Below are 24,777 nucleotides of genomic sequence, written 5' to 3' on the forward strand. Positions count from 1 at the left end.
ACATATGACACTCAGAGTGCAAGTTGTTTTGTCGGTATTCAGACCTTTGCTCACTGTTAATAGCAGCCTGTAACGAAAGGCGAGACATGTCCGTCTACAGCGCCCGAGCCTGTGCCGGGCAGAGCCCTGTCCGCGAACGGCGCACGACGGCCGGGTCCGCGCGCAAGCGCCTCGCCTACGCCGCCGCCGGCGCGGCCGTGGGCGCGGTGTGGGCCTTCGGCGGTGACACGCCCGCGTGGGAGCACGCACTGCGCGTACTCCTGGTGGTGCTCTGCGTCAGCGTGGCCGGACGCCTCGTCGGCCGCCGGCTGGCCCGCACCGGCAGGGCGCCGCTCGACCGGAGCCTGTTCCTCGGCCTGGTGGCGGCGAAGGTGCTCCTCGTGGCCGTCGCGCTGCTCGTCGACTGGACCGCCGGCCTGTGGTTCTCCGACCCGGCGCTGATCACCGCCGGGATCCTGTTCGTCGCGGTGGCCGCGGGCGGACCCGCCCTGCACGACCGGCTCGCGCACGGCGGCGGCGACCGTGGCCGAAAATGAGCCCGACGCCCTCTTGGCGGGCCGGGGGAGCGGGGCGGGCCGGATAGCCTGCCCCCATGGGTGAGGGGACCGAAGGCACCGGGGTGGACCACGACCGTCAGGACTGGAGCGCCACGCGCTCCTGGGTGGAGAAGGAGCTGGCCGGGGCGGAGCGCATCGAAGGGGTCGTGGCGCTGCGCGGCGGCTGGACGTCGCAGATGCGCCGCCTGGACCTCCACGGTCCGGGCGGTCGGCGCTCCCTCGTCCTGCGGTCCTTCGTCAAGCCCTTCTACGTGCGCCACGCGGAGGGCCTGCTGACCCGTGAGGCGAACGTCCTGCGCCTGCTCGCCGCCACGGACGTACCCGCCGCCACGCTCGCGGCGGTGGACGCGACGGCGCGGTCCTGCGACCACCCGTCCCTGCTGATGTCCCTTCTGCCGGGCGCGGTTCGCCTGGACGACGAGGGCTCCGAGGAGCGCGCCGCCCTGCTCGCGCGACAGTTGGTGGGCATCCACCGGCTGCCCGTGACCGCGGCGGAGCGCCCCCGTGCCTACCAGGCCTGGACCTCCCCGGAGCGGGTGACCCCGCCCGCGGCCACCGGGCGGCCCGAGCTCTGGCGGCGTGCGGTCGACGTCATCCGCCAGGAGCCCCCGGCCCATCAGGGCCGCTTCCTGCACCGCGACTTCCACCCCGGCAACGTCCTCTTCGAGGGCGCCGGCGCAGACCTCCGGATCAGCGGCGTCGTCGACTGGGTGGAGACCTCCTGGGGTCCCGCCGATCTGGACGTGGCCCACTGCTCGACCGCCCTCGCCCTGCTGCACGGAGTCCCCGCCGGCATGGGCTTCGCCGACCGCTACGTCGCGGCGGGAGGAAGCCTGGACGACGGCGCCGCGCACCTGTACTGGCGGCTGCTGGACGCGCTGGCCTTCGCCCCGGACGCGGAGAAGGTCGCCGTCCCCTGGCGGGAACTGGGCCGCGTCGACCTCACGGCCGAGCTCCTGACGCAGCGGCTGGAGGGCTACATCGCTGCCCTCTTCGCGCGCTACGCCTGACGCCCGCGATCGAGCCTGCTGACCGGCCGTCCGGGGACGGGTGGCGCGGCGGACCCGGCAGCGGCGCGAACCGGGCTCAGGTCAAGCACAGCGCCGCGAGGTACACCCGGCCGTCCCAGCCCTCCGCGCTCTGGACGTAGGCCGTGTAGTCCAGGGAGCAGTGGCCGTTCCAGTCCCGCGAGGCGTGGTCGACCCTGTAGTGCAGTCCCTCGGTCAGCTGCCACCCGTCGCCGTCCGGTCGTGACAACTCACGCACTTTGCCCGGTTCCACCGGGCTGCCCGCCTGGGTGAAGCCGAGGCCTCTCAGGTACGCCTCGGAGTCCGCCGGAGAGCTCCGGAAGGTCAGTTCGGCATGCGTCGCGTCCCTGTACGACTTCTCGCAGAAGCGGACGTCTTCAGCCCCGGGGAGGTCCGGCAGCGAGTACCGCTCGCGGAGCGACGCCGAGAGGGGAGTGGCGGTGCAGGACGATTCCCCCGCGGTGAGGGCGGCGACGCCCGTGACGGTGACCTCCCCCACCCCCGCGAGGAGGCAGAGGGCGGCCACCGTCAATCCGCCGCCGGTGAGCGCCCAGACGGCGTTCCCCAGCGCGAGGCGGCCCCGTGACGGCGGCGGCTGCGGCGGTCGGATCCCTGGTGTCTGCACTGGTCCCCCCGGATATGGCGCCTTGAACATGTTCAAGATATGTCATGCCGAGGTGGGCGGGTGCCCGGCACGAGAATGCGGCGCGGCCGACGGTCGGGTGAATCCGCCGCCGGCGCCGCCCGCGCCGACCGGCGGGGCGTCAGGCGCGGCAGCGGAGCATTTCGAGTGGGGGGTTGGCGTGGAAGTCCGCCCAGAACTCCGCGTCGAACGCGCGCTCGCCGGCCTCCGACACGGTCAGCGGCACCCAGGTCAACTCGCCGAAGCCGGCGGCCTGCAGGCACGTCTCGTACACGTCGCGGCGCGGCCGGTTGGCGATGAACGAGACCGGCGGGTCGAGCAGTGCCGTGGTGCGGACCTGCGGCCCGGTCTCGACCTCCACGCCGGTCAGCTCGCTGCGGAAGCCGTACCGCTCCGGGGTGGGGCCGTCGAAGCGGAAGTCGGGCGACTGGTTGAGCAGGAACAGCTCGCCGCCGGGCTTCAGGCCGCGGTGCAGGGCGCGGCACATCCGCTCCGTGGTGGCGATGTCCTCGGCGTAGTTGAGGAGCTGGACGGCCAGCGCGATGTCGAAGCGCCGTGCGATGGGCCGCAGATCGGCCACGTCACCGACCTCGTAGCGCACGCCCAGCGGATCGCCGTCCTCCAACTGCTGCGCCACGGCGATCATTTCACCGGAGATGTCGATGCCGAGCACCTCGGCGGCGCCGCGCCGCCTGAATTCACGGCTGTAGAAGCCGGTTCCGGACGCCAGGTCGATGACGGACTTGCCGCGCACGTCCCCGACCAGCGCCAGGAAGCTGGGTACCACCACGTACTGTTCCAGGGGCAGGGCCTTGAACCCCTCGTAGGCCTCGCCGATCTCGTCGTACTGCTGCTGCGCGCTCATGGTGATGTCCTCCCCGTTCCGGCATGCCGGGGCCACGCCCCCCCGTCGTTCCAAGGGCGTTGCCACGGCCTGTACTTGGAAGTCTCCACGGGGCCGGGCGGGCGCCCGTACTGGCAGAACCCACAAAGATCCGGACACCGACCCGGCGTCGCCTACGGAGGGACGGCCGCCGCCTCCGGGACGGCAGCCGCCTCCGGGACGGACCAGCGGCGGTCCTGTTCGAAGGTACGGAGCAGGTCCGCCGCCACGCTCACCGCGATGACGGCGGGTTCCTTGCCGGCGATCCCCGGGATCCCGATCGGGGTCTTGATCCGGTCGATGGCGACCGGCGTGTGGCCGCCCTCGGTGGCCAGGCGCTGCCGGAACCGCGCCCATTTCGCCGACGAGCCGATCAGGCCGATCGAGCCCAGGCCGGCGGTGCGCAGGGCGGCGTCGCACAGCGCCGCGTCCTCGGCATGGTCATGGGTCATGATCAGGACGTGGGCGCCGGGCGGCAGCTCCGCGAGCACCTCCTCCGGGAGCAGCGGCGTGTGGTGCACCCGGATCTGCGCCACCGCGTCCGCCAGCACGCCGAGCCGCTCGCCGGTGAGCATGTCCGGCCGGGTGTCGATCAGGTGCAGATCGATGTGGTGACGGGCCAGGATGCGGGCCAGTTCCAGTCCGACGTGCCCGACGCCGAAGACCGCCACCGCCTCGACCACCGGCAGCGGTTCGAGCAGCACGGTGACGGCGCCCCCGCAGCACTGCACCCCGTGCGGACCGGTGACCTTGTCGTTGAGGGCGAACTCCATCAGTTCCGGTTCCTGTTCCGGATCGGCCGCGGCCGTCAGCTCGCGCGCCCGGTCGATGGCGACGGCCTCGATGTTGCCGCCGCCGATCGACCCCCAGGTCTCGGTGCGTCCCACGACGAGCTTGGCACCGGCCCGGCGGGGCGCGTGGCCGCGTACGGTCGCGACGGTCACGAGCATGCCGGGCTCCCGGCGTGCCCGCAACCGTGCGACCGCGGCCACCCAGCCCATGTCAGGCATGGATCGGCGCACTCGCCTCGGCGGGGACCCCGCTGCCGGCGGGCGTCCCCCCGCCGTACGGTGTGCCGCCCCCGCGGGCCGACTCGACCGCCCAGTACACGGCCTCGGGCGTCGCCGGGGAGGCGAGTTCCACGCTGACCCCGGCGGGCCCGAAGGCCGCGGCGGCCTCCCGCAGCGCCTCCCGTACCGAGAAGGCGAGCATCAGCGGGGGCTCGCCCACCGCCTTGGACCCGTAGACCGCGCCCTCCTCCGTGGCGTTCTCCAGCAGCCTGACGTTGAACTCCTCGGGCATCTCGGAGAAGCTCGGCAGCTTGTAGGTGCTCGCCGCCTGCGTCAGCAGCCGGCCGCGGTTCGGGCCGTCGCCGGCGTCCCACCGCAGGTCCTCCAGCGTCAGCCAGCCCGCGCCCTGTACGAAGCCGCCCTCGACCTGGCCGACGTCGATCAGGGGGGAGAGGCTGTCGCCGACGTCGTGCACGATGTCCACCCGCCGGATCCGGTACGCGCCGGTGAACCCGTCCACCTCCACCTCGGCCGCGGCGGCGCCGTAGGAGAAGTACTTGAACGGCGAACCCCGGAACACCTTCGCGTCCCAGTGCAGGCCCTCGGTCCGGTAGAAGCCGGCCGCCGACAGCTGGACCCGCTGGAAGTAGGCGGTGCGCACCAGGTCGTCCCAGGCCAGCTCCCCGTCGCCGCCCACGGCGCGCGCGACGCCGTCGACGATGCGCACGTCCGAGGCGTTCGCACCCAGCTGCGTACCGGCGACCCGGAGCAGCCGCTCGCGGATCTGCTCGCAGGCGTTCTTCACCGCGGCGCCGTTGAGGTCCGCGCCGGCGCTCGCGGCGGTGGCCGAGGTGTTGGGCACCTTGTCGGTGCGGGTCGGGGCCAGCCGCACCTTGTGCAGCGGGATCCCCAGCGTGGTCGCGGCCACCTGCAGCATCTTGGTGTGCAGGCCCTGCCCCATCTCGGTGCCGCCGTGGTTGATCAGGACCGAGCCGTCCTTGTAGACCAGCACGAGCGCGCCGGCCTGGTTGAAGGCGGTGAGGTTGAAGGAGATCCCGAACTTGATCCCGGTGATCGCGAGCCCTCGCTTGGTGTGCGGGTGCGCGGCGTTGAAGGCCGCGATTCCGGCCTTGCGGTCGGCGATGCGGGCGTCGTCCCGGACCTGGTGCCAGACGGTGGAGATCCGTTCGGGGTGCAGCACCCGCTGCCCGTAGGGCGTCGAGTCGCCCTGCCGGTAGAAGTTGCGTTCGCGCAGCTCCATGGGGTCCAGGCCGAGCAGGGGCGCGCACCGGCCCATGATGTCCTCGATCACCAGCATGCCCTGCGGTCCGCCGAAGCCGCGGAAGGCGGTGTTGGAGACCTTGTTGGTCCTGGCGATGCGGCCGGTGACCCGAGCGTTGGGGATCCAGTAGGTGTTGTCGATGTGGCACAGCGCGCGGGCCACCACGGGCTCGGACAGGTCCAGGCTCCAGCCGCCGTCGGCGGTCAGGGTGGCCTCCAGTGCCTGGATGCGGCCCTCGGCGTCGAAGCCGATCCGCCACGCGGCGTGGAAGCCGTGGCGCTTGCCGGACATGGTCAGGTCCTGGGTCCGGTTGAGCCGTACCCGCACCGGCCGCCCGGTCAGCCGGGCGCCGAGCGCGGCGACGGCCGCGAACCCGTGGGGCTGCATCTCCTTGCCGCCGAAGCCGCCGCCCATGCGCAGGCACTGCACGGTCACCTCGTGGCTGTGCAGGCCGAGCACGTGGGCGACGATCTCCTGCGTCTCCGAGGGGTGCTGGGTGCTGCTCTGGACGAACATCTGCCCGTTCTCGTCGACGTGGGCCAGGGCCGCGTGCGTCTCGAGATAGAAGTGCTCCTGGTCGGAGAACTGGAACTCGCCGCTGAACACGTGCGCGGAGTCCCCGAAGCCGGCGCCGACGTCGCCGGTCTCCATCACGGGCCGGGCGCCGTGGAAGCTCCCGGCCTCCATCGCCTCCCGCAGCGTGATCACGGAGGGCTTCTCGTCGAGTTCCACCTCGACGGCCGCCGCGCCGAGCCGCGCCGCCTCCAGGGTCTCGGCGAGCACCCAGGCGACGGCGTGGCCGTGGAACATGACCGTGTCGGGGAACAGCGGTTCGTCGTGCTTCATGCCGGCGTCGTTGACGCCGGGCACGTCGGCCCCGGTCAGTACGCGGACCACCCCGGGCACGGCGAGCGCGGGCGCGGTGCGCAGTGCGGTGATCGTGCCGTGGGCCTTCATGACCTGGACCGGGTGGGCGTGCAGGACGTCCTTGGTGCGGTGGATCAGGTCATCGGTGTAGAGGGCGGCGCCGGTGACGTGCAGGCCGGCGCTCTCGTGCGGCAGCGGGAGGCCGACGACGGGCTTCTCGGGACGTTCGGACAGATGGCTCATGACGACACCGCCTCGGTGGTTCGCGCGTACAGCTTCAGAAGGCTCTGGCCGAGCATCGCGGAGCGGTACGCGGCGCTGGCTCGGTGGTCGTCCATGGGCGTGCCCTCGTCCCGCAGCACCCGGGCCGCGGCCTCGGCGGTCCGCCCGGTCCAGGGCTCGCCCTCCAGGGCCGCTTCGGCGGCCAGGGCGCGGATCGGGGTGGCGGCCACGCCGCCCAGGCCGATGCGCGCCTTGCGGACGGTTCCGTCCTCGATGTCGAGCGCGAAGGCGACCGCCACGCTGGAGATGTCGTCGAAGCGCCGTTTGGCGATCTTGTGGAAGGCCGTGACCGGCGACAGCGGCAGCGGGACGCGCACCGCGCGGATCAGCTCGCCGGGCCGGCGCACGCTCTGCCGGTATCCGGTGAAGTAGTCGCAGAGGGGGACCTCGCGCTCGCCGTCGGCGCCGGCGAGCACCAACGAGGCCTCCAGCGCGAGCAGTACGGGCGGGCTGTCGCCGATGGGGGATCCGGTACCCAGGTTGCCGCCGAGGGTGGCGCTGTTGCGGATCAGGCGGGAGGCGAACTGCGGGAACAGCTCCGCCAGCAGCGGGACGGCGCCGTCGAGACGGCGTTCGATCTCCGTGAGGGTCTGTGCCGCCCCGATCTCGATGTGGTCGGATCCGACGTGCAGGGCGCGCAGTTCGGGCAGCCGGTCGACCGCCACGACGCAATCGGCGCGGCGGGAGCGGATGTTGACCTCGACGCCCCAGTCGGTGCTTCCGGCGACGACCACCGCCCCGGGCCGCTCGCGCAGCAGCCGTACCGCGTCGGCGAGGGTGCCCGGGCGCAGGAAGGCGCTGTCGTCCTGCGTGTACGCGGTGGCGGCGGGTTCGGGCGGGGACTGCTCGCGGCGCAGTGCCAGGGGATCGTCCTCGGCGGGCATGCCGACGGCGTACGCGGCGTCGCGGATCGGGCGGTAGCCGGTGCAGCGGCACAGGTTCCCGCTCAGCGCGTGCAGGTCGAAACCGTTCGGACCGTGTTCGGAGCCGGAGCCGGAGCCGGAGCCGGAGCCGGTGTCGCAGCTGTCGCCGGGGCCGTCTGCAGGGCCGTCCGCGGGGCTCGCGGGCGCGCAGCGGCCGGGCCGGTAGTACTCGGAGGCCATGCTGCAGATGAACCCCGGTGTGCAGTAGCCGCATTGGGAGCCGCCGCGGACGGCCATCTCCTCCTGCACGGGGTGCAGCACGGCTGGCGCTCCGGGCCCACCGGCCGTGGCGAGGCCTTCGGAGGTGACGACCTCCTGGCCGTCGAGCGCCGCGACCGGGACCAGGCAGGCGTTGACCGCCACCCATTCGGTGGGCCGGTCCACCCCGGGGCGGGCCACCAGGACGGAACAGGCGCCGCATTCACCCTCGGCGCAGCCCTCCTTCGTACCGGTCAGGCCCCGCTCGCGGAGGAAATCGAGCACCGTGGTGTGGGCCGGTGCCGGTGAGATCGGGGTTTCTTTCCCATTGACCGTGATCCGCGCCGCTACCATCGCACGTCCTCGTTTCGGCGCACGGTCGGTCGGACTGTCCAAGTCGCCATGTCAGGAGCTTTCTCTTCCGGTGGTCGCAGCCCGGGACACCGCGGTACCGCAGCGCGACGCATCGGCACGCGACGGCGTGCCGTAAGTGGTGACATAGATGAGAAGGTGCCGGGGCCGCAATCGGGCGCGCCGACGAAGGGGCTGCTCAGCAGCCGTGTGCTACACGACCCGGAGCCCAGGCGATCTGGTGTGCGAGGCGAATCAGCGCGGAGACGGTCGACATCCGGTTTCGCCTCCTTCCAGCAGCTCACGAGCGGGGTGCGGTCGAAGTTACGTTGCCGCGGGTTCATCGGTCAAGCACGGATCGGTGGATTCCACGAGGGCCGGCCGCGTCGACCGGCCGGTATTCGTAGGGCAATCCAGTGGCGCTCCGCCCCGCCCGTCGGTCAGGGGGCGGACGCGCCGTCGGAAGCCGCGGTCAGGAGGGCTTCGGCCACGGACGTGCGGGCGTACAGCACGCAGCGTCCGGCCCGGTGGGCGCTGACCAGACCCGCGCCGCGCAGCGCCGTGAGGCACTGGGACACCCCCGCCGCCGACAGCCCCGTACGGCGCGCGAGTTCGGTCGTGGTGGCGGGCGAGTCCAGCTCGGCCAGCAGCAGGGACCGCGAGCGGCCGAGTACGGGGGCCAGCGCGCCGCCCCCGCCCTGGGGGACCGGACGCTCCCACAGCGCGCCGATTCCCCGGGCCGGATAGGCCAGTTGCGGCGGATCCGGCGGCGCCAGCCGGGTGAAGGGGACCGGCCCGGTGAAGACCGAGGGGATCAGCAGCAGGCCGGCCCCGGCCGCCCGGCGGGACAGCGGCGCACGCCGGTCGGCCAGCCGGAGCGCACGGTCGTCCCAGCTCACCGAGGAGTGCAGCTCGCCCAGGAGGCGGCCCGCGCCGTGCTCGGCCACCTGCCGGGCCCGGTGGAAGACGTCGGCGTCGAGCACCGCCCGGATCCGCCCCCAGTACGGTGCCAGGGCCACCGCCCAGTAGGCCTCGATCTCCTCCGCCACCCGCTCCAGCAGGCGCGGCACGTCGTCGTACAGGCCGCCGAGCCCAGGGCCGAGACCCCCCTGTTCGTCCCGCAGCCGGTCGAGTTCCGCGCGGACCCGGTCGGCGGGTGCGGACCGGATCGCGGCGAGCTCCTCCTCGAAGGCGGGGGAGGGACCTGCGGGCGCGGGATTGAGGAAGTCGGGAACGTACCCCGAGGGCGGCACCAGTTCGGCGAGCCGGCCACGGTCGAGACCCGCGGCCGCCAGCCGCGGCCGCACCTGCGCCGCCCAGGTCCGGTGCACGGGGTGCTCGTGCCCCGACCGGAGGAGTCGCATGCTGGGCCCGACCTCCCACATCGGTGAGACGGCGAACCTCGTCCGTGCCAGATCGCCCACCGAGAACGCCAGTTCCGCCCGCACCGCCACCCCGAGGATTCACACATGCCTTAACCAATGGCCCGGCAGCCTACCCGCCACCGAACATCCGGTGCATGACCTCACAGACGATCACGGCAGCAGGCACCTGGAAGCTCGGCGACCGCACGGTCCACCGGATCGGCTTCGGCGCGATGCGCCTGGCCCAGAACGGCGAGGCCCTCGTCGGCGGAGCCGTCCCGCGCGACCGCGGCCAGGCGGTCGAGGTGCTGCGCCGCGCGGTGGACCTCGGCGTGAACCACATCGACACCGCGGCGTTCTACTTCTCCCCCCTGCGCTCCGCCAACGAGCTGATCAACCGCGCGCTGGCTCCGTACCCCGAGGACCTGGTGATCGCCACCAAGGTCGGGCCGGGCCGCGACCCCTCGGGCGCATGGCTGCCCCACGCCCGGCCCGAGCAGCTGCGCGGCCAGGTGGAGGAGAACCTCCGCCAGCTCGGCCGTGACCACCTCGACGTGGTGAACCTCCGGATCGTCGGCACCGACTCGATCGCCGAACGCTTCGGAGCGCTGGCCGAGCTCCGCCAGGCCGGCCTCGTCCGCCACCTCGGGCTGTCGAACGTCCGGCCCCACCACCTGGACGAGGCCCTGGCCATCGCACCGGTGGTGTGCGTGCAGAACATGTACGGCATCGGCGTGCAGCCCGAGCAGGACGATTTCCTGCGCACCTGCGGTGAACGGGGCGTGGCGTTCGTACCGTTCTACTCGATCGCCGGCAGCGGACGGCAGGCCGGCGCCGTCGGGGAGGACAGCCCGGTGGTGCTGGAGGTCGCGCGGGCGCACGGGGCGAGCGCCGCCCAGGTCCGGCTGGCCTGGACGCTGCAGCGGGGACGGCACGTACTGGCGATCCCCGGCACCGGCGACCCGGACCACCTCGCGGCCAACGTGGCCGCCGGCGCCCTGCGTCTCACACCGGCCGACCTCGCGGTCCTGGACACCCTGCACCGCGGCCGGGGGACGTCCTGAGCCCCGCGCAGGGGTGCGCGGCCGGGCCGGTGGACGGTCATCGGGTCAGCCGGTGCAGGACCACGTCGCGCAGGGCGCCCTCCTCGGCGGTGAGGGTCAGGTACGTGTGGTGGGGCTGACGCCTGCGGTCGGTGGGGGAGCCGGGGTTGAGCAGGCGCAGCCCGCCCGGGGCGGTGGAGTCCCAGGGGATGTGGCTGTGGCCGAAGACGAGGACGTCCGTGTCGGGGAAGCGTGCGGCGCAGCGGCGCTCGCGTCCGGCCGCCGGACCGGTCTCGTGGACGACCGCGAACCGCAGCCCCCCGAGTTCCGCGCGGGCGATCTCGGGCAGCCTGCGCCGCAGGGCGGGGCCGTCGTTGTTCCCGTACACGGCGACCAGGCGCCGCGACCTCGACTCCAGGAGGTCGAGGGTGGCCTCGTCGGTCCAGTCCCCGGCGTGGATCACCACATCGGCCTCGCCGAGGGCCGTCAACAACTCCTCGGGCAGCCGCTTGGCCCGCGCGGGCACGTGGGTGTCCGAAGTCAGCAGCAGCCGCATGGCCCCACCGTAGACGCCGCGCCCCACCCGCGTCCGGCGGCACACCATCCGCGCGGCGCGCAGAGGGTCCCGGCCATGGCGTGACGTGCGTCACCAGGCCGAGGGATGTGTCCCTCCTTGTCCCTTTCGGGCAACGAACTGCCTGGTCAGGGCGGTACGTTGCTCCCCTCGTACCGGGATCGCCGTGATCCGGCCGAAGAGGAGCGCAATGAGGGTGACCGTGTCCGTACGGGCCGTGCCGGCCGCCGTCCCGAAGGCCCCGCTGTGTGCCGACCGGTGGCCGGGGTGACGCGCCCGTCCCGTCGACTGCCCGTCGGCTGGGCCGTCGCCCTCGCCTTCGATTTCCTGGCCACGATCCTGGCGTCCCTCGTGCTGTGTGCCGTCGGCCTGCTGCTGCCCGGCATCACGGAGGACTACGGCCCCGCCACCGAGCCCACGTCACCCACGGCCCTGGCCTTCTTCCTGGGCGCCCTCCTGCTGGTTTCGTCGCTGGCGGGGACGACCGTCCTCCTCTCACGGGCCGCGACCGAGCGCCCCCGCTTCCTGGCCCTGTGGTGCTCGGCCGTCAGGCTCGCCCTGCTGGCCTCGGTCGCCTTCTACGTCGTGTACCGCATCGCCACGGTCGAGGCTCCCTGACACGACCCGGGAGCTACCCGGCCGGCGCCGGGCCGTGGGCGGCGGTGGTCCGCTCGTACGCGTGCCCCGCGCGCAGCACCGTCGCCTCGTCGAAGGGCCTTCCCATGAGCTGCATGCCGATCGGCAGGCCCCGGGGGTCCAGGCCGACGGGGACGGTGAGCGCGGGGACGCCCGTGACGTTGGCCGGGGCCGACAGCCGTACGTAGGCGTCGGACACGCTCTCCACGGTCCCGTCGTCCCAGGTCACGGAGGTCTGCCCGGCGGCGACGGCGGTCATGGGAACGGTGGGCGCGGCGATCACGTCGACCGCGGCCGCCATGTCCCGCCACGCCTGCCGCAGGAGCGTGCGGGCGCGCTGCGCGCGCAGATAGTCCCCGGCGGTCATCAGCGCGCCGGCCTCCAGCAGGACGCGTACGTCCGCCGAGTAGAGGTCGGGCACCGCGCGCAGGGTCCGCTCGTGGTAGGCCGACGCCTCGGGGACCATCAGCCCCCAGTGGGTCGCCCGGATGTAGCGTGTCATCGGGATCTCGACGTCGACGAGCCGCGCGCCGAGCTCCTCCAGCCGGGCGATCGCCCGCCGCACGGCGGCTTCCACGTCCGGGTCCACGTGGTCGAAGTAGTAGTTGCCCGGCACGCCGACCCGAAGCCCCGTCAGGTCCGTCCCCGGGCCCGGACGGTGGGCGACGGGCGACGCCGCGACGGACGCGGGGTCGCGTGGGTCGTGGCATGCCAGGGCGTCCAGGACCAGCGCGGCGTCCTCCACGGTGCGGGTGATGGGTCCGACGTGGTCGAGCGACCAGGACAGCGCGGTCACGCCGTGCCGCGGGACCAGCCCGTACGTGGGCTTCAGGCCGACCACCCCGTTCAGCGCGGCGGGCACCCGGATCGACCCGCCGGTGTCGGTCCCCAGCGCGAAGGTGGCCGCTCGCGCGGCCACGGCGACGGCGGACCCGCCGCTGGAGCCGCCGGCCACCCGGCCGCGGTCCCAGGCGTTGGCGGTCCCGGGCGTGGTCAGGCCGTAGGCGAACTCGTGGGTGTGGGTCTTGCCGACGAACACCGCGCCGGCCGCGGCGAGCCGTTCGGCGACGGTGCTGTCGGCCGGCGCCCGGTGCCCCTCGCGTACCCGAGAGCCCGCCGAGGTGGCCGTCCCGGCCACGTCGATCAGGTCCTTCAGGCCCGCGGGGACTCCGTGGAGGGGGCCCCTGGGGCCCGCGGCGGCGATCTCGCCGGCGGCGCGCCGCGCCGCGTCCCGCGCACGGTCCGCCGCCACCGAGGCGTAGGCGCCCAGGTGCGGTTGGACCCGCTCGATGCGTTCCAGCACCGAGTCCACCAGTTCCACGGGCGACAGCCGGCGGGTCCGTACCGCCTCGGCGGCGTCGGCCAGGGTCAGTTCATACGGCTGCACGGTCCGGCTCCTCTCCCGCGCGGTACGCGGCGGACGGCGGTGTGTCCCCGAAGTCCAGTTCCCTCAGGAGGGACACGACGGAGTGGATGTGGCCGGCGGTCGCCGCCACGGCCGCGTGGCGTTCGGGGGCCAGGGGGAGGCCGGAGCGGGCGGCCCAGCGGGCCGCCTCCGCTGGGGTGAGGGCGTCGGCGGACATGGGTGTCCTTCCTTCAACGGGCCGAGGGGGAGGGGGCGGTGGACATCCACCGCTTCTAAAAGCTAACAGGTTGCGTTAGTCGATCACAGGGCCTAGCGTACCTAAAAGCAAATCAATCGCGTTTAGGTGGGCGCTCGCCCCCCGCAGACGAAGGAAGGCCTCCCCGTGCACACAGCACCGCCCGCCGTCGCCCCGTCCTGGACGGTCGGATCCGTCGTCGTCCGGCGCATCGACGAGATCCCCCTGCCGCCGCAGACCGGCCCGTGGCTGCTGCCCGCCGCCACCCCCGGCGTCGTCTCCGAACAGGACTGGCTGCGACCCGACTTCGCGGACAAGGACGGTGTCCTGCGCCTGGACAGCCACAGCTTCGCGATGGTCGTGGACGGGCTGCGCGTCGTCGTCGACACCGGGATCGGCAACGGCAAGACCCGCGCGAACCCGGCGTGGCACGGCCTGCGGACCGACTACCTCGACCGCCTCGCGCGGGCGGGGTTCCCGCCGGAATCCGTCGACCTGGTCCTGCTGACCCACCTGCACACCGACCACGTGGGCTGGAACACCCGCGAGGTCGACGGCGTGTGGGTCCCCACCTTCCCCAACGCCCGCTACCTCACCTCGAAGGCGGAGTACGACTTCTGGGCCGCCCACGACATGGACGAGGCGCGGGCCGCCATGTTCCGCGACTCCGTGCACCCGGTCGACGAAGCGGGGCTGCTGGAGGCGGTCGAGGTGCCGGCCGGCGGCGTGAGCCTGGCCGCCGGCCTGGAGCTGGTGCCCGCCCCCGGCCACACGCCCGGTCACGTGGCCGTACGGGTGACCAGCGGCGACGCCACGGCTCTGATCACCGGGGACTGCATCCACCACCCGGTGCAGCTGGCGCGCCCCGGGATCGGCAGCTGCGTCGACATCGATCCCGGGCTGGCCGAGGCGAGCCGCCGCTCCCTGCTCGCCTCGATCGCCGACACGGGCGCGATCCTGCTCGGTACGCACTTCCCCCCGCCGACCGCGGGCCGCGTGGTCACCGACGGCGACGCCTACCGGCTCGAACCCGTGCCCGGCCGGACCGCGGGCGGCACGGACGCGGCGGACGTCCCGGACACCGCGGACGCCGCCGCCTGACGGTCAGTGCGGTGCGCCGGGGGCGTCCAGGAGGTCCCGTACGAGTCCGCGCGCGTACGCGGCGGTGAGGTCCCCGGGGCTTCCGCCGCCTCCAGGGCCTCCGGAGCGGAAGAGGATGCGGTACATCATGGGCGCCACGACCCGGTCGAGGACCAGCTCGACCCCCGGGGCGTCCTCGCCGCGCTCCGCCGCCCGGGCGAGCATGACGTCGATCTGCTCCGCCGCGTACTGCGAGCACCGCGCCGCGTTGTCGCCGTCAGGGGCCCCGAGCAGCGCGTCGCGGATGTAGGCGCGCCCGATCGGGGACGCCATCTCCTCGATGAACTGCTCGGCCCAGTTCCGCAGGTCCGCGGCCAGGTCGCCGTGGTCCTGCGGCGGCGTGTCCGGCCGCAGGTTCTCCACGGCGACGTCCGACAGCAGCTCCTGCAGGTCGCCCCAGCGCCGGTAGACCGTGGACGGGGTGACGCCGGCGCGCGCCGCGATCAGCGGAATGGTCAACTCCGGGCGGCCCACCTCCGCCTGGAGTTCGCGCACCGCGGTGTGGACCGCTTCCTGCACCCGGGCGCTGCGGCCGCCGGGGCGGACCATCGGTTTGCGACTCATGCCGGCAGCTTAAAGCAAAGTCCTTGCTTCTGGAGGCCCCGGCGGCCCCTTAATGCGAATCGTTTGCCTTAGTGGGCGGTTCAAGGGTAGCTTGCTTAAAGCTAATCATCCGCTTTAAGTGAGGAGCTGCTGATGCCGCCGACGGGAAAACGTCCGCCGTTCGCCCTCAACGCATCCGTCCTGGTCACGCTGTTGGCCGCCTCCAGCGCACCCACCCCCCTCTATCCCGTCTACCAGGACCGGTGGGGGCTGTCCGCCCTGTCCGTGACGGTGGTCTTCAGCGCCTACACCCTGGCCCTCCTGGTGGCGCTCCTCACCACGGGTGCCCTGTCCGACCATCTCGGGCGGCGTCCCGTCCTCGTCGGCTCGCTCGTCCTCGAAGCCGTCGCCATGGCCGTGCTCGCGAGCGCCGACGGCGCCGGCACCCTCATCGCGGGCCGCGTACTCCAGGGGCTCGCCACCGGCGCCGCGACCAGCGCGGCCGGCGCCGCCCTCGTCGACCTCGACCCGCCGGGGCGCCCCGGCCGGTCCGCCCTCACCAACAGCATCGCTCCGGCGGCCGGCATGGCGGCCGGAGTCCTGGCGGCCACCCTGCTCATCCGCTACGCGCCCGGACCCACCGTCACCGTCTACCTCACCCTGGCCCTCGTCCTCCTCCTCCAGGCCGCCGCCGTCGCACTCTCCCCCGAGACGACCCGGCCGCACCCCGGAGCGTGGCGGTCCCTGCGTCCGCGCGTCGCCGTCTCCCCGCCCGCCCGCCGGGCCTTCCTGACCGGCGGAGCCGGCGTCGTCGCCGTCTGGGCGCTCGGCGGCTTCTACTCCTCCCTCGGCCCGGCCTTCGTCCGCCTCGTCTCCCCGGACGCCCCGCAGGCGGCCGGCGGCATGGTCTTCTTCACCCTCAGTCTCTCGGCGGCCGTCACCGTCTGGACGACCCGCGCCCTGCACCCCGTCACCGCCACCCTTCTCGGCTGCGTCGCGGTCCCCGCCGCCGTGGCCCTCTCCCTGGCTGGCATGCACCTGGTGAGCCTGCCGGCCGTCTTCGCCGCGGCGCTGCTGGCCGGTGTCGCCTTCGGGGCGGTGGCGCAGGGCTCGATGCGCATGGTGCTCGCCCGGGTGCCGCGGTCGGACCGGGGTACGACCCTGGCCGCGTACTACGTGCTCTCGTACCTCGCGATGAGCCTGCCGGCCGTCGGCGCGGGCGTCCTGACGCAGTCCTACGGGCTGCGGACGGCGGCCCACCTGTACGCCGCCCTCGTCGCCCTCCTCGCCACGGCCGCGTTGCTCACCCTCACCCTCGCCGTCATCCGCACCCGCACCCGCACCCCCGCCCGAGCCGTCGGCCCGGCCGCCGGGAGCAGCGGACGCCGTGTCAGGTCCGGGCAGGCGGTGGCGGCCCCCGCCCGGTGCGGTGACACCCTGGAGCCATGGCATCGAGCAATGAACGGCCCACGGGCGACGCGGGAGCGGGCGCGGGCATGAACGAGGGCACCGCGGGCGCCGCCGGCCGCGTCCTGGTGGTGGACGACGATCCGACGGTCTCGGAGGTGGTGGCCGGGTATCTGGAGCGCGCGGGTTTCACCGTGGAGCGTGCGGACGACGGGCCGTCCGCGCTGGAGGCCGCCGCCCGGTGCCGGCCCGACCTGGTCGTCCTGGACCTGATGCTGCCGGGCATGGACGGCCTGGAGGTGTGCCGCCGGCTGCGTGCGGGCGGAGCCGGGGCGCGCACCCTGCCGGTGGTCATGCTCACCGCGCGGGGTGACGAGGAGGACCGGATCCTGGGCCTGGAGGTCGGTGCGGACGACTACGTCACCAAGCCCTTCAGCCCGCGCGAACTGGTCCTGCGCGTCCGGTCGGTGCTGCGCCGGGCGTCCGCGGCCGCCCCGGCCGGCGAGCCCCTGCTCGCCGCCGCGGGCCTCGCCGTCGACCCGGTCGCCCGTCGGGCCACCCGGAACGGCCTCGAACTCGCTCTCACCCTGCGGGAGTTCGACCTCCTCGTGTACTTCCTGAGGCACGTCGGGCAGGTCTGTGACCGGGAGCTGCTGATGCGCGAGGTCTGGGGCTGGGACTTCGGCGACCTGTCCACGGTGACCGTCCACGTCCGCAGGCTCCGGGCGAAGATCGAGGAGGACCCGGCCGACCCGCAGCTGATCCGGACGGTGTGGGGCGCCGGATACCGCTTCGACGCCGTTCCCGACGCTCCGGCCGGTACCGAGGTCCGGGCCGCCGTCACCCGTACGGAGGGCGGCCGTGTCTGACTTCCTGCTGATCGCCCTGTACGCACTGCTCGGCGCGGTGGCTGCGGGACTGCTCGGCGCCGCCGCGCTGCGGATGCTGCGGCGGCGCAGCGTCGCCGTCTCCCTCGCTGTCGTCGCGGCCGTCGCGGTGGCCGCGATGCTCGCCGGTACGCTCACGGTGGCCCGGGCGATGTTCCTGTCCTCCCACGACCTCACCGTGGTGACCACCGTCGTCGCGATGGCCGCTGCCGTCTCCCTGGGTACGGCGTTGCTGCTGGGACGCCAGGTCGTGTCACGCTGCCGGGAACTCGTCGATGCGGCACGCGACTTCGGGGAGTCCGGGACCTTCACGCGACCCGCCGCACCCGCCCCCGCCGAATTCGTGGCGCTGAGCCGCGAACTGGCCCTCACCGGCGAGCGACTGGCCGCCTCGCGGGAACGCGAACGGGCCCTGGAGACCTCCCGGCGTGAGCTGGTCGCGTGGATCTCGCACGATCTGCGGACCCCGCTGGCCGGCCTGCGTGCGATGTCGGAGGCGCTGGAGGACGGGGTGGTGACCGATCCGGCCCGCTACCACCAGCAGATGCGTGCGGAGGTGGAGCGCCTCAACTCCATGGTCACCGACCTGTTCGAGCTCTCCCGCATCCATGCCGGCGCGCTCTCGCTCAGCCCGGCCCGGATCTCCCTCCACGACCTGGTGGGCGACGCGCTGGCGGGCGCCGACGCCCTGGCCCGGCAGCACGGGGTGCGGCTGGCCGGAGGGGGAGTGGACCCGCTGCCGGTCGAGGTCGACGGCAAGGAGATGACCCGGGTCCTGTCGAACCTGCTCGTCAACGCCATCCGCCACACCCCGGCCGACGGCACCGTCGCCATCGCCGCCGAACGCCGCGCGGACGCGGTGGTGGTGTCCGTCACCGACGCGTGCGGCGGGATCCCGGAGGAGGACCTGCCCCGCGTCTTCGACACCGGATGGCGGGGGTCGCGCGCCCGTACGCCTCCCTCGGGCGCGGGGCTGGGGCTGGCGATCGTACGCGGCATCGTCGAGGCCCATTCCGGGCACGCCGACGTCCACAACGTGCCCGGCGGCTGCCGCTTCGAACTCACCCTCCCCGCCCCCGCCTGACCCGGCGCACGGCGGGGCGGTCAGGAAGCGGCGACGCGTACGGCGAACAGGACGGCGTCGTCCCGCGCGTCCCGCGGGCCGACGGCGTCCAGGAGGGACCGCAGCAGCGGGGCCAGCGCGACCCCCGGGGGAGCCGCGGCGAGATGCCGGGCGAGCAGGTCGACGTTGTCCTCGATGTCCCCGCCCCGCTCCTCGACCAGCCCGTCGGTGTACAGCAGCAGGGTGCTGCCCGGGGGCAGCGTACGGCTGTCGCAGGTGCGGGGGCCCGGCCTCAGGGCGTGGTGCAGCAGCACGTCGTGCCGCACGAGGGTCTCCACGGCGCCGTCCGCGGTGACCACGAGCGGCGCCGGGTGGCCCGCGTTGCTCCACCTCAGCCGCCAGTGGCCGTCGGCCGCCGGCGTGAGGTGGGCGTGGACGGCGGTGCCGCTGGCCGGGAGGTTCAGGCGGCGGCAGGCCCGTTCCAGTGCGCAGAGCGCCTGCTCCGGGCCCTCGCCCGGGTGGTCGTGATCGGCCTGCCGCAGCATGCTGCGGACCTGGCCCATCAGCGCGGCCGCCCGCATGTCGTGTCCGGTGATGTCGCCGACGGTGAGCGCGAGCGCGCCCGTCGCCGCCGCGCCCGGTGCCGCCGGCAGCGGATAGGCGTCGTACCAGTCGCCGCCCACCATGTCGTCGCGGGCGGCCGGCCGGTACAGGGCGGACAGCTCCAGGCCGGGTACCTCCGGCAGTTCGGTGAGCATGGCCCGCTGCAACTGGCGGGCGACGGTGACGCGTTCGTCGAGGTGGAGGGCGCGTTCGACGGCCTGGGCGGTGTATCCGGCGAGCGTGGTCAGTACCGCCCGCTCCTCCACGCCGACCTCGTACGGGGCGTCCCACCCCAGGACCAGGGCCCCGAGCGTGCCGTGGGTGCCGCGCAGGGGCAGACAGACGGCGGTCGCGAGGTCCAGACCGTCGAAGGCCGGCGTGGCCGACGTGGCCGGTCCGCCGGGTGCGGCACCGGCACCGGTACCGGCCGTGCCCGCCGCCGACGGCCCGTGGACCACGATCGTCCGGTGCTCGCGCACCGCCCTGGCGACCGGCCAGCCGGAACCCAGACCGAAGGGCTCGGTGAGCCTCCCGGCAGGAGCGCCGAAGGCACCGTCCCCGTCGGCGGGGCGGCCCGTCACGTGGTGGAGCACCCCCTGCCGCACCAGCACCAGGTCGATGCCGGCCGGCTCCAGCTCCCCGCCGACCAGGTCCCCGACCCGCCGGCGGACGTCGTCCAGCCCGCTGGTGTCGGCGAGGTCCTCGGACGCCCGCAGGAGCAGTTCGGACCGGTTGAGCAGCTCGTGCACGCGGGTCGCCTCCCCCTCCGCCGCCTCGCGGGCCTGGCGGACGGTCTCGGAGCGCGTCCGCATCCGCATCTGCGCGCTGCAGGCGGCGGCGAGGTCCGAGAGGTCCCGTACGTCGTCCTCGCTCCACGCCCGGGGGGCACGGTCCACGACGGCGAGGACGCCCAGGATCTCGCCCGAACCGCCGACGAGGGGGACACCGCCGAACGCGAAGGGGGCCGCGCCGTCGGCGGTGTCGTCTCCCACGTGCGACAGGAAGCGGGGCCGTGCGTCCTGTGCCACCAGCCGGCAGCACGCCGGTACGGCCGGGTCGGGTTCCGATCCGGCCGGCCAGCACTCGGGTACCGCGCCCGCGGCCTCCCCGGCCGGCTCCAGCCAGACGAGCCCCAGCGGCACCGCCAGCAGCCGCGTGGCGAGCCGGGCGAAACGATTCAACCCACTTCCTCTCCTGCCGGCCCCCCACCTGCGCGTTCGATGCCTCCCATCGTAGGCGCGCGCCCGCCGCCGGTCCGCCCGGGCCGCCCGGCCCGCCGCCGTGGCGCGGCGCCGCGCCCGCGCCGGCTGCCCTACAGTGGACGGTCCGTGATCCCGCAGGAGACCGACATGCGAGCCCAGCCGCCCGAGGGCGGACCGGACGACGGGGCGGACGCCCTGTTCGCCCTGGAAGACATCGACCCCGGCCGGGCGCCCCGCCCGCGGGGGAACGCCGGCCCGCTGTTCCGCGACGGCCCCGCCGCCCGCCGGCTGCTGTCCGTCGGCACGATCTTCGCCGAGCCCGCGGCCGCGGCCTCCCCGCGCGGCAGGCAGGTCCTCGCCCGCTACCCCGACGCCGAGATCGTCCCCGTCGACTCGCACTGGCGGATCCCCGACCTCCACGGGAACGAGGGGAACGTGGACCGCTGGGTCCGGATCAAGACGGAGACCCTGGTCCTGGGGGAGAAGAAGACGCTCACCACCCGGCCCAACGGCCGCTCCGCGGACTGGATCGCCCCCGGGCCGGCCAACGGCTGCGCCATGGCCTGCGCCTACTGCTACGTCCCGCGCCGCAAGGGCTACGCCAACCCGGTCACCGTCTTCACCAACATCGAGCGCACCGTCGCCCACCTCTCCCGGCACATCGCGCGCCTCGGCCCCAAGACCGAGGCCAACCAGTGCGATCCGGACGCCTGGGTCTACGACATCGGCGAGAACAGCGACTGCAGCGTCGACGCCCTGATCAGCGACAACGTGGCCGACCTGGTGCACGCCTTCGCGCGGTGGCCCGCCGCCAAGGCCTCCTTCGCCACCAAGTTCGTCAACCCGGACCTGCTCCTCCTCGATCCCCGCGGCCGCACCCGCGTACGGTTCTCCCTCATGCCGCCGGGCGACTCCCGGCTGCTCGACATCCGCACCAGCCCGGTGGAGAGCCGCATCGCCGCCGCGGGCGACTTCCTGGACGCGGGCTACGAGGTCCACTTCAACCTCTCGCCCGTCGTCCTGCGCCCCGGCTGGGAACGGGACTGGTCCCTGCTGCTGCGGCACATGGACGACGTGCTGCCCGCCCGGGTGAAGGCCCAGGCGGCCGCCGAGGTCATCATGCTGACGCACAACAAGGACCTGCACGAGCTCAACCTGGGCTGGCACCCCCGCGCGGAGGACGTCCTGTGGCAGCCGCGCCTGCAGGAGCCGAAGCGTTCGCAGAACGGCAGCTGGAACGTCCGCTACCGCGGCGACGTGAAGGCCGCCGCCGTCGCGGCGATGCGCGAACTCGTCGCCGCCCACGCGCCGTGGCTGCGGATCCGCTACGCCTTCTGAACGGGCCGCTGTGTCAAGAGCATTGACAGAAGTTGAACACAATCAGACTCTGAGAGCGCTCTCACGTTTCAATAAATCCATCCCTGCCTCGCCCACCGCTCCTTCGGCAGGTCCCCCCACGCAAGGAGGAAGAGAGTGTTCCGCTTGTCCAGAGTCCTGGCGTTCGGCGTCGCGGCCCTGTCCGTCGGCGCCGGCGTGCTGTTCTTCGGCCCGCCGCCGTCCGCCGAGGCCGTACCGGCGACCATCCCGCTCACCATCAAGAACAACTCGGGCCGCAGCGAGCCCGTGTACATCTACAACCTCGGCACCCAGCTCGCGACGGGCCGGCAGGGCTGGGCCGACGCGAACGGCGCCTTCCACCCCTGGCCCGCCGGCGGGAACCCGCCCACACCCGCCCCCGACGCGTCGATCGCCGGCCCGGCCAACGGGCAGACCAAGACGATCCGCATGCCCAAGTTCTCCGGACGCGTCTACTTCTCCGTCGGACGCAAGCTCGTCTTCAGGCTCACCACCGGCGGCCTGGTGCAGCCCGCCGTGCAGAACCCCTCCGACCCCAACAACGGGATCCTGTTCAACTGGTCCGAGTACACCCTCAACGACGCCGGCCTGTGGATCAACAGCACCCAGGTCGACATGTTCTCGGCCCCCTACGCGGTGGGCTCGAAGGCGGCCGACGGCACGGTCAGGAACACCGGCCGCCTCAAGGCCGGCGGGTACGGCGCGGTCTTCGCCGGGCTGCGCTCGGCCGGCTGGGGCGGCCTGATCCAGACCCGACCCGACGGCACCCCGCTGCGGGCGCTGTCCCCCGGCCACGGCATCGAGGCGGGCGGCATCCCGGCCGGCGTGATGAACGACTACATCAACCGCGTCTGGAGCAAGTACAGCTCCTCCACCCTGACGGTGACGCCGTTCGCGCACGAACCGGGCACCAAGTACTACGGCCGGGTCTCGGGCAACGTCATGAACTTCACCAACGGCTCGGGAGCGGTGGTCACCAGCTTCCAGAAGCCCGACTCCGACAGCGTCTTCGGCTGCTACAAGCTCCTCGACGCCCCCAACGACACCGTCCGGGGCCCGATCTCCCGGACCCTGTGCGCCGGGTTCAACCGTTCGACGCTGCTGACCAACCCCAACCAGCCCGACGCGAACGGCGCCGGCTTCTACCGCGACGCCGTCACCAACCACTACTCCCGCGTCATCCACGCGCAGATGGCCGACGGCAAGGCGTACGGCTTCGCCTTCGACGACGTGGGCGCCCACGAGTCGCTGGTGCACGAGGGCAACCCCCAGGAGGCCTTCATGACGCTGGAGCCCTACAACTGACCCGGGTCCGGGCCCGGTCGGGGCGACGGCGCCGCTTCAGTGGTCGCGGCGCGCTCCGTGTTCCATCGGCCGGGGCCCGGCCGCGCCGTCCTCATGGCCGAAGAGGTGCAGGGGCGCCCGTTCCCCGGGCCCCGTCGCGGTCAGGGGGATGCCGAGGCTCTGGCACATCCGCCGGGCGCGGGCCAGTGCGCTGAGGGTCATGGGTGAGGGGGAGCGGCTCGGCAGCTCGACGGTGACCTGCGCCGGGCGGTGGACGTGGACGAGGGACTCGATCTGCAGGGCGGCCGCGGCCCGGTCGGTGACGTGCAGCTCGTGCAGGATCCGCACGTGCAGCGTTCCCTCGGCGATGTGGTGACTGATGACCATGCCGCGCCTCCCCGCACCCGCCGGGATCCGGGCACCCCGCCGGCGGGGGCGCCCGGATCCAGTGTGCGGCAGCGGACCCGCCCGTACGAGTCGGGCGGGTCACGTCAGGGCGGGCGTGTCACGCCTTGAGGGCCCGTCCCGCCACCGTCAGGGCCAGGCGGCGCGGAGCCAGCGTGGACGCCGTCGCCGAGAGCCGGTTGCCGAGCCCGACGACGATGCTGGGCGGCGTCCTGTCGCGCTCCAGCGCCCGCCGGGTCGCCGTGACGACCTGCTCGGGGGTGGCCATCCGCCCGACCGCGGCGTCCTGGCTGCCGACCACGTCGAAGAACTCGGTGCGGACCGGCCCGGGCGAGACGGCGAGCACCCGCAGCGAGGAGGAGCGCGTCTCGTAGGCGATCGCCTCGGTGAAGTTCAGGACGAAGGCCTTGGTGGCGCCGTACACCGCCATCGCCGGCGTCGGCTGGTAGGCGGCCGCGCTCGCGACGGTGACGAGCGCGCCCCGGCCGTCGGCCGTCAGGTCCGGCAGGAACTGCCTGGTCAGCTCCGTCAGCGCCGTCACGTTGAGCTGGATCATCTCGCTGATCCGCGTGGGGTCCTGGTCGGCGAAGGGGCCGTGGCTGCCGAAGCCCGCGTTGTTGACCAGGGTCTGCACGCGCACCCCGAGCCCGTCGAGCTCCGCGTGCAGCGCGGCCGCGGCGCCCGGCCGGGCCAGGTCGACGGCGACCGTGCGGGCCTTCACCCCGTACCGGCGCCGCAGGTCCGCCGCCACCTCCTCCAGCCGCTCGACGCGTCGGGCGACCAGGACGACGTCCGCGCCGCGCTCGGCCCACTGCCGGGCGAACTCGACGCCGAGGCCGGCGCTGGCCCCGGTGATCAGTGCTGTGGTTCCGCGGTATGTCATAGACATGGTCGGCGCTCCGTTCCGGTGTTCCGGCCGATGGACGATACTTTGAATGTAGACAGAGCAAACATTGTTGTCAATGACAACATCGAGCGAGGGGAGGCCGCCATGGCCGACGCCGATGCGCCCTACCACCACGGCAACCTCCGAGAAGCCCTGCTGGCGCGCGCGGAGGCCGTCCTCGCCACGACGGGGGCGGACAGCCTTTCCCTGCGCGCCCTGGCCCGGGACCTCGGCGTCAGTCATGCCGCGCCCGGGCGGCACTTCCGCGACCGGCAGGCGTTGCTGGACGCGCTCGCCGTGGGCGGCTTCACCCGCCTCAACGAGGCCCTGCGCGCGGCCGTCGACGAGCCCGGCCCCGTCACCGCCCGGCTCGCCGGCCTGGGGCGCGCCTACATCGCCTTCGCCGTGGCGAACGCCCCGCTGCTGAGCCTGATGTTCACGGCCAAGCACGCCGACGACTCCAGCGCCGAACTGCGCGAACTCGGGCACCAGAGCCTGCACATCGCTGCCGGACTCGTCGCCCTCGCGCAAGCGGAGGGCGCCGTGCGGGCCGGCGAGCCGGACCGCCTCGCCCAGGTCGCCTTCTCCACCGTGCACGGCCTCGCGGCCCTGGCGGTCGGCTCCCTCCTGGAGGACACCCCGCTGTCCGAGGCCACCGACCTCGCCCTCGACGTCCTGCTCGCCGGGCTCGCGGCCCCCCACGGTGACACCGCACGGCCGGATGCCTGACCACTCGAAACGGTGACTCCTCCGGCGCCG

24 protein-coding genes are annotated in these 24,777 nt (G+C 73.6%); 11 read left to right on the forward strand and 13 right to left on the reverse strand.

The window, feature by feature from the left end:
* Positions 1 to 86 precede the first annotated feature (86 nt).
* Positions 87 to 536, forward strand: a complete 450-nt coding sequence (locus AB0O53_RS01950) for a hypothetical protein (protein ID WP_350988915.1) — start codon at positions 87 to 89, stop codon at positions 534 to 536.
* A 56-nt stretch (positions 537 to 592) separates the two neighbouring features.
* A complete protein-coding gene (locus AB0O53_RS01955; protein ID WP_350988917.1) occupies positions 593 to 1,567 on the forward strand; it encodes a phosphotransferase family protein in 975 nt (324 codons plus the stop codon).
* A gap of 76 nt (positions 1,568 to 1,643) precedes the next feature.
* Here the strand turns inward: AB0O53_RS01955 and AB0O53_RS01960 are convergent, their stop codons facing one another.
* The 6 genes from AB0O53_RS01960 to AB0O53_RS01985 all read right to left on the reverse strand — a co-directional run bounded on the left by AB0O53_RS01960 (position 1,644) and on the right by AB0O53_RS01985 (position 9,472).
* On the reverse strand, positions 1,644 to 2,210 hold the full coding sequence (locus tag AB0O53_RS01960; protein ID WP_365192734.1) for a hypothetical protein: 567 nt from the start codon (positions 2,208 to 2,210) through the stop codon (positions 1,644 to 1,646).
* 139 nt (positions 2,211 to 2,349) lie between these two features.
* Complete coding sequence (locus AB0O53_RS01965; RefSeq protein WP_350988921.1) at positions 2,350 to 3,093, reverse strand: class I SAM-dependent methyltransferase; 744 nt, start codon at positions 3,091 to 3,093, stop codon at positions 2,350 to 2,352.
* A 152-nt stretch (positions 3,094 to 3,245) separates the two neighbouring features.
* Complete coding sequence (gene xdhC / locus AB0O53_RS01970) at positions 3,246 to 4,112, reverse strand: xanthine dehydrogenase accessory protein XdhC (RefSeq protein WP_365193128.1); 867 nt, start codon at positions 4,110 to 4,112, stop codon at positions 3,246 to 3,248.
* 1 nt (position 4,113) lies between these two features.
* Positions 4,114 to 6,513: a xanthine dehydrogenase molybdopterin binding subunit gene (gene xdhB, locus AB0O53_RS01975; RefSeq protein WP_350988923.1), complete on the reverse strand. Its 2,400-nt coding sequence runs from the start codon at positions 6,511 to 6,513 to the stop codon at positions 4,114 to 4,116.
* Positions 6,510 to 8,027 (reverse strand): xanthine dehydrogenase small subunit, encoded by a 1,518-nt coding sequence (locus tag AB0O53_RS01980; protein ID WP_365192736.1) that lies wholly within the window; start codon positions 8,025 to 8,027, stop codon positions 6,510 to 6,512. The genes xdhB and AB0O53_RS01980 overlap by 4 nt, the downstream gene beginning before the upstream one ends.
* Positions 8,028 to 8,464: 437 nt before the next feature.
* Positions 8,465 to 9,472 (reverse strand): ArsR family transcriptional regulator, encoded by a 1,008-nt coding sequence (locus AB0O53_RS01985; RefSeq protein WP_350989675.1) that lies wholly within the window; start codon positions 9,470 to 9,472, stop codon positions 8,465 to 8,467.
* 71 nt (positions 9,473 to 9,543) lie between these two features.
* Here AB0O53_RS01985 and AB0O53_RS01990 point away from each other — a divergent pair, with 71 nt between their 5' ends.
* Positions 9,544 to 10,452, forward strand: a complete 909-nt coding sequence (locus AB0O53_RS01990) for an aldo/keto reductase (protein WP_350988927.1) — start codon at positions 9,544 to 9,546, stop codon at positions 10,450 to 10,452.
* Positions 10,453 to 10,489: 37 nt separating this feature from the next.
* On the opposite strand, the gene AB0O53_RS01995 is transcribed toward AB0O53_RS01990, so the two are convergent.
* The gene (locus tag AB0O53_RS01995) at positions 10,490 to 10,987 is read right to left on the reverse strand and encodes a metallophosphoesterase family protein (protein WP_350988929.1); all 498 of its coding nucleotides are present in this window, start codon (positions 10,985 to 10,987) and stop codon (positions 10,490 to 10,492) included.
* Positions 10,988 to 11,272: 285 nt separating this feature from the next.
* Between AB0O53_RS01995 and AB0O53_RS02000 the strand changes: the two genes are divergently transcribed.
* The gene (locus tag AB0O53_RS02000; protein WP_350988931.1) at positions 11,273 to 11,623 is read left to right on the forward strand and encodes a hypothetical protein; all 351 of its coding nucleotides are present in this window, start codon (positions 11,273 to 11,275) and stop codon (positions 11,621 to 11,623) included.
* 13 nt (positions 11,624 to 11,636) lie between these two features.
* On the opposite strand, the gene AB0O53_RS02005 is transcribed toward AB0O53_RS02000, so the two are convergent.
* Together AB0O53_RS02005 and AB0O53_RS02010 are read right to left on the reverse strand one after the other, a co-directional pair.
* Positions 11,637 to 13,028, reverse strand: a complete 1,392-nt coding sequence (locus AB0O53_RS02005) for an amidase (protein WP_350988933.1) — start codon at positions 13,026 to 13,028, stop codon at positions 11,637 to 11,639.
* Positions 13,015 to 13,224: a hypothetical protein gene (locus AB0O53_RS02010; protein WP_350988935.1), complete on the reverse strand. Its 210-nt coding sequence runs from the start codon at positions 13,222 to 13,224 to the stop codon at positions 13,015 to 13,017. The genes AB0O53_RS02005 and AB0O53_RS02010 overlap by 14 nt, the downstream gene beginning before the upstream one ends.
* Before the next feature lie 165 nt (positions 13,225 to 13,389).
* On the opposite strand from AB0O53_RS02010, the gene AB0O53_RS02015 reads away from it, so the two are divergent.
* On the forward strand, positions 13,390 to 14,343 hold the full coding sequence (locus AB0O53_RS02015; RefSeq protein WP_350988937.1) for an MBL fold metallo-hydrolase: 954 nt from the start codon (positions 13,390 to 13,392) through the stop codon (positions 14,341 to 14,343).
* 3 nt (positions 14,344 to 14,346) lie between these two features.
* Here the strand turns inward: AB0O53_RS02015 and AB0O53_RS02020 are convergent, their stop codons facing one another.
* Complete coding sequence (locus tag AB0O53_RS02020) at positions 14,347 to 14,946, reverse strand: TetR/AcrR family transcriptional regulator (RefSeq protein WP_350988939.1); 600 nt, start codon at positions 14,944 to 14,946, stop codon at positions 14,347 to 14,349.
* Between the two features lie 132 nt (positions 14,947 to 15,078).
* Between AB0O53_RS02020 and AB0O53_RS02025 the strand changes: the two genes are divergently transcribed.
* Genes AB0O53_RS02025 through AB0O53_RS02035 form a run of 3 tightly spaced genes read left to right on the forward strand, consistent with a single transcriptional unit; the run spans position 15,079 to position 18,303 of the window.
* Positions 15,079 to 16,425 (forward strand): MFS transporter, encoded by a 1,347-nt coding sequence (locus AB0O53_RS02025; RefSeq protein WP_365192738.1) that lies wholly within the window; start codon positions 15,079 to 15,081, stop codon positions 16,423 to 16,425.
* Positions 16,422 to 17,201, forward strand: coding sequence for a response regulator transcription factor (locus tag AB0O53_RS02030; RefSeq protein WP_350989677.1), 780 nt, complete (start codon positions 16,422 to 16,424; stop codon positions 17,199 to 17,201). The genes AB0O53_RS02025 and AB0O53_RS02030 overlap by 4 nt, the downstream gene beginning before the upstream one ends.
* Positions 17,194 to 18,303, forward strand: a complete 1,110-nt coding sequence (locus AB0O53_RS02035) for a sensor histidine kinase (RefSeq protein ID WP_350988943.1) — start codon at positions 17,194 to 17,196, stop codon at positions 18,301 to 18,303. Before AB0O53_RS02030 ends, AB0O53_RS02035 begins: the two co-directional genes overlap by 8 nt.
* 20 nt (positions 18,304 to 18,323) lie before the next feature.
* Here the strand turns inward: AB0O53_RS02035 and AB0O53_RS02040 are convergent, their stop codons facing one another.
* On the reverse strand, positions 18,324 to 20,066 hold the full coding sequence (locus AB0O53_RS02040) for a SpoIIE family protein phosphatase (RefSeq protein WP_365192739.1): 1,743 nt from the start codon (positions 20,064 to 20,066) through the stop codon (positions 18,324 to 18,326).
* A gap of 168 nt (positions 20,067 to 20,234) precedes the next feature.
* On the opposite strand from AB0O53_RS02040, the gene AB0O53_RS02045 reads away from it, so the two are divergent.
* Together AB0O53_RS02045 and AB0O53_RS02050 are read left to right on the forward strand one after the other, a co-directional pair.
* Positions 20,235 to 21,425 carry a spore photoproduct lyase family protein gene (locus AB0O53_RS02045; RefSeq protein ID WP_350988947.1) on the forward strand — a complete coding sequence of 397 codons (1,191 nt, stop codon included), beginning with the start codon at positions 20,235 to 20,237 and terminating at the stop codon, positions 21,423 to 21,425.
* Between the two features lie 135 nt (positions 21,426 to 21,560).
* Positions 21,561 to 22,748, forward strand: a complete 1,188-nt coding sequence (locus AB0O53_RS02050) for a glycoside hydrolase family 64 protein (protein WP_403141551.1) — start codon at positions 21,561 to 21,563, stop codon at positions 22,746 to 22,748.
* Between the two features lie 36 nt (positions 22,749 to 22,784).
* Here AB0O53_RS02050 and AB0O53_RS02055 read toward each other — a convergent pair whose 3' ends face one another.
* Together AB0O53_RS02055 and AB0O53_RS02060 are read right to left on the reverse strand one after the other, a co-directional pair.
* Positions 22,785 to 23,114, reverse strand: coding sequence for a hypothetical protein (locus AB0O53_RS02055; protein WP_350988949.1), 330 nt, complete (start codon positions 23,112 to 23,114; stop codon positions 22,785 to 22,787).
* 118 nt (positions 23,115 to 23,232) lie between these two features.
* Positions 23,233 to 24,021: an SDR family NAD(P)-dependent oxidoreductase gene (locus AB0O53_RS02060; RefSeq protein ID WP_365192742.1), complete on the reverse strand. Its 789-nt coding sequence runs from the start codon at positions 24,019 to 24,021 to the stop codon at positions 23,233 to 23,235.
* A gap of 102 nt (positions 24,022 to 24,123) precedes the next feature.
* On the opposite strand from AB0O53_RS02060, the gene AB0O53_RS02065 reads away from it, so the two are divergent.
* Positions 24,124 to 24,747, forward strand: a complete 624-nt coding sequence (locus tag AB0O53_RS02065) for a TetR/AcrR family transcriptional regulator (RefSeq protein WP_350988952.1) — start codon at positions 24,124 to 24,126, stop codon at positions 24,745 to 24,747.
* The last annotated feature ends 30 nt before the right edge of the window (positions 24,748 to 24,777 follow it).

Origin of the sequence: Streptomyces erythrochromogenes, assembly GCF_040684695.1 — a bacterium.
GTDB lineage: Bacteria > Actinomycetota > Actinomycetes > Streptomycetales > Streptomycetaceae > Streptomyces > Streptomyces erythrochromogenes_C.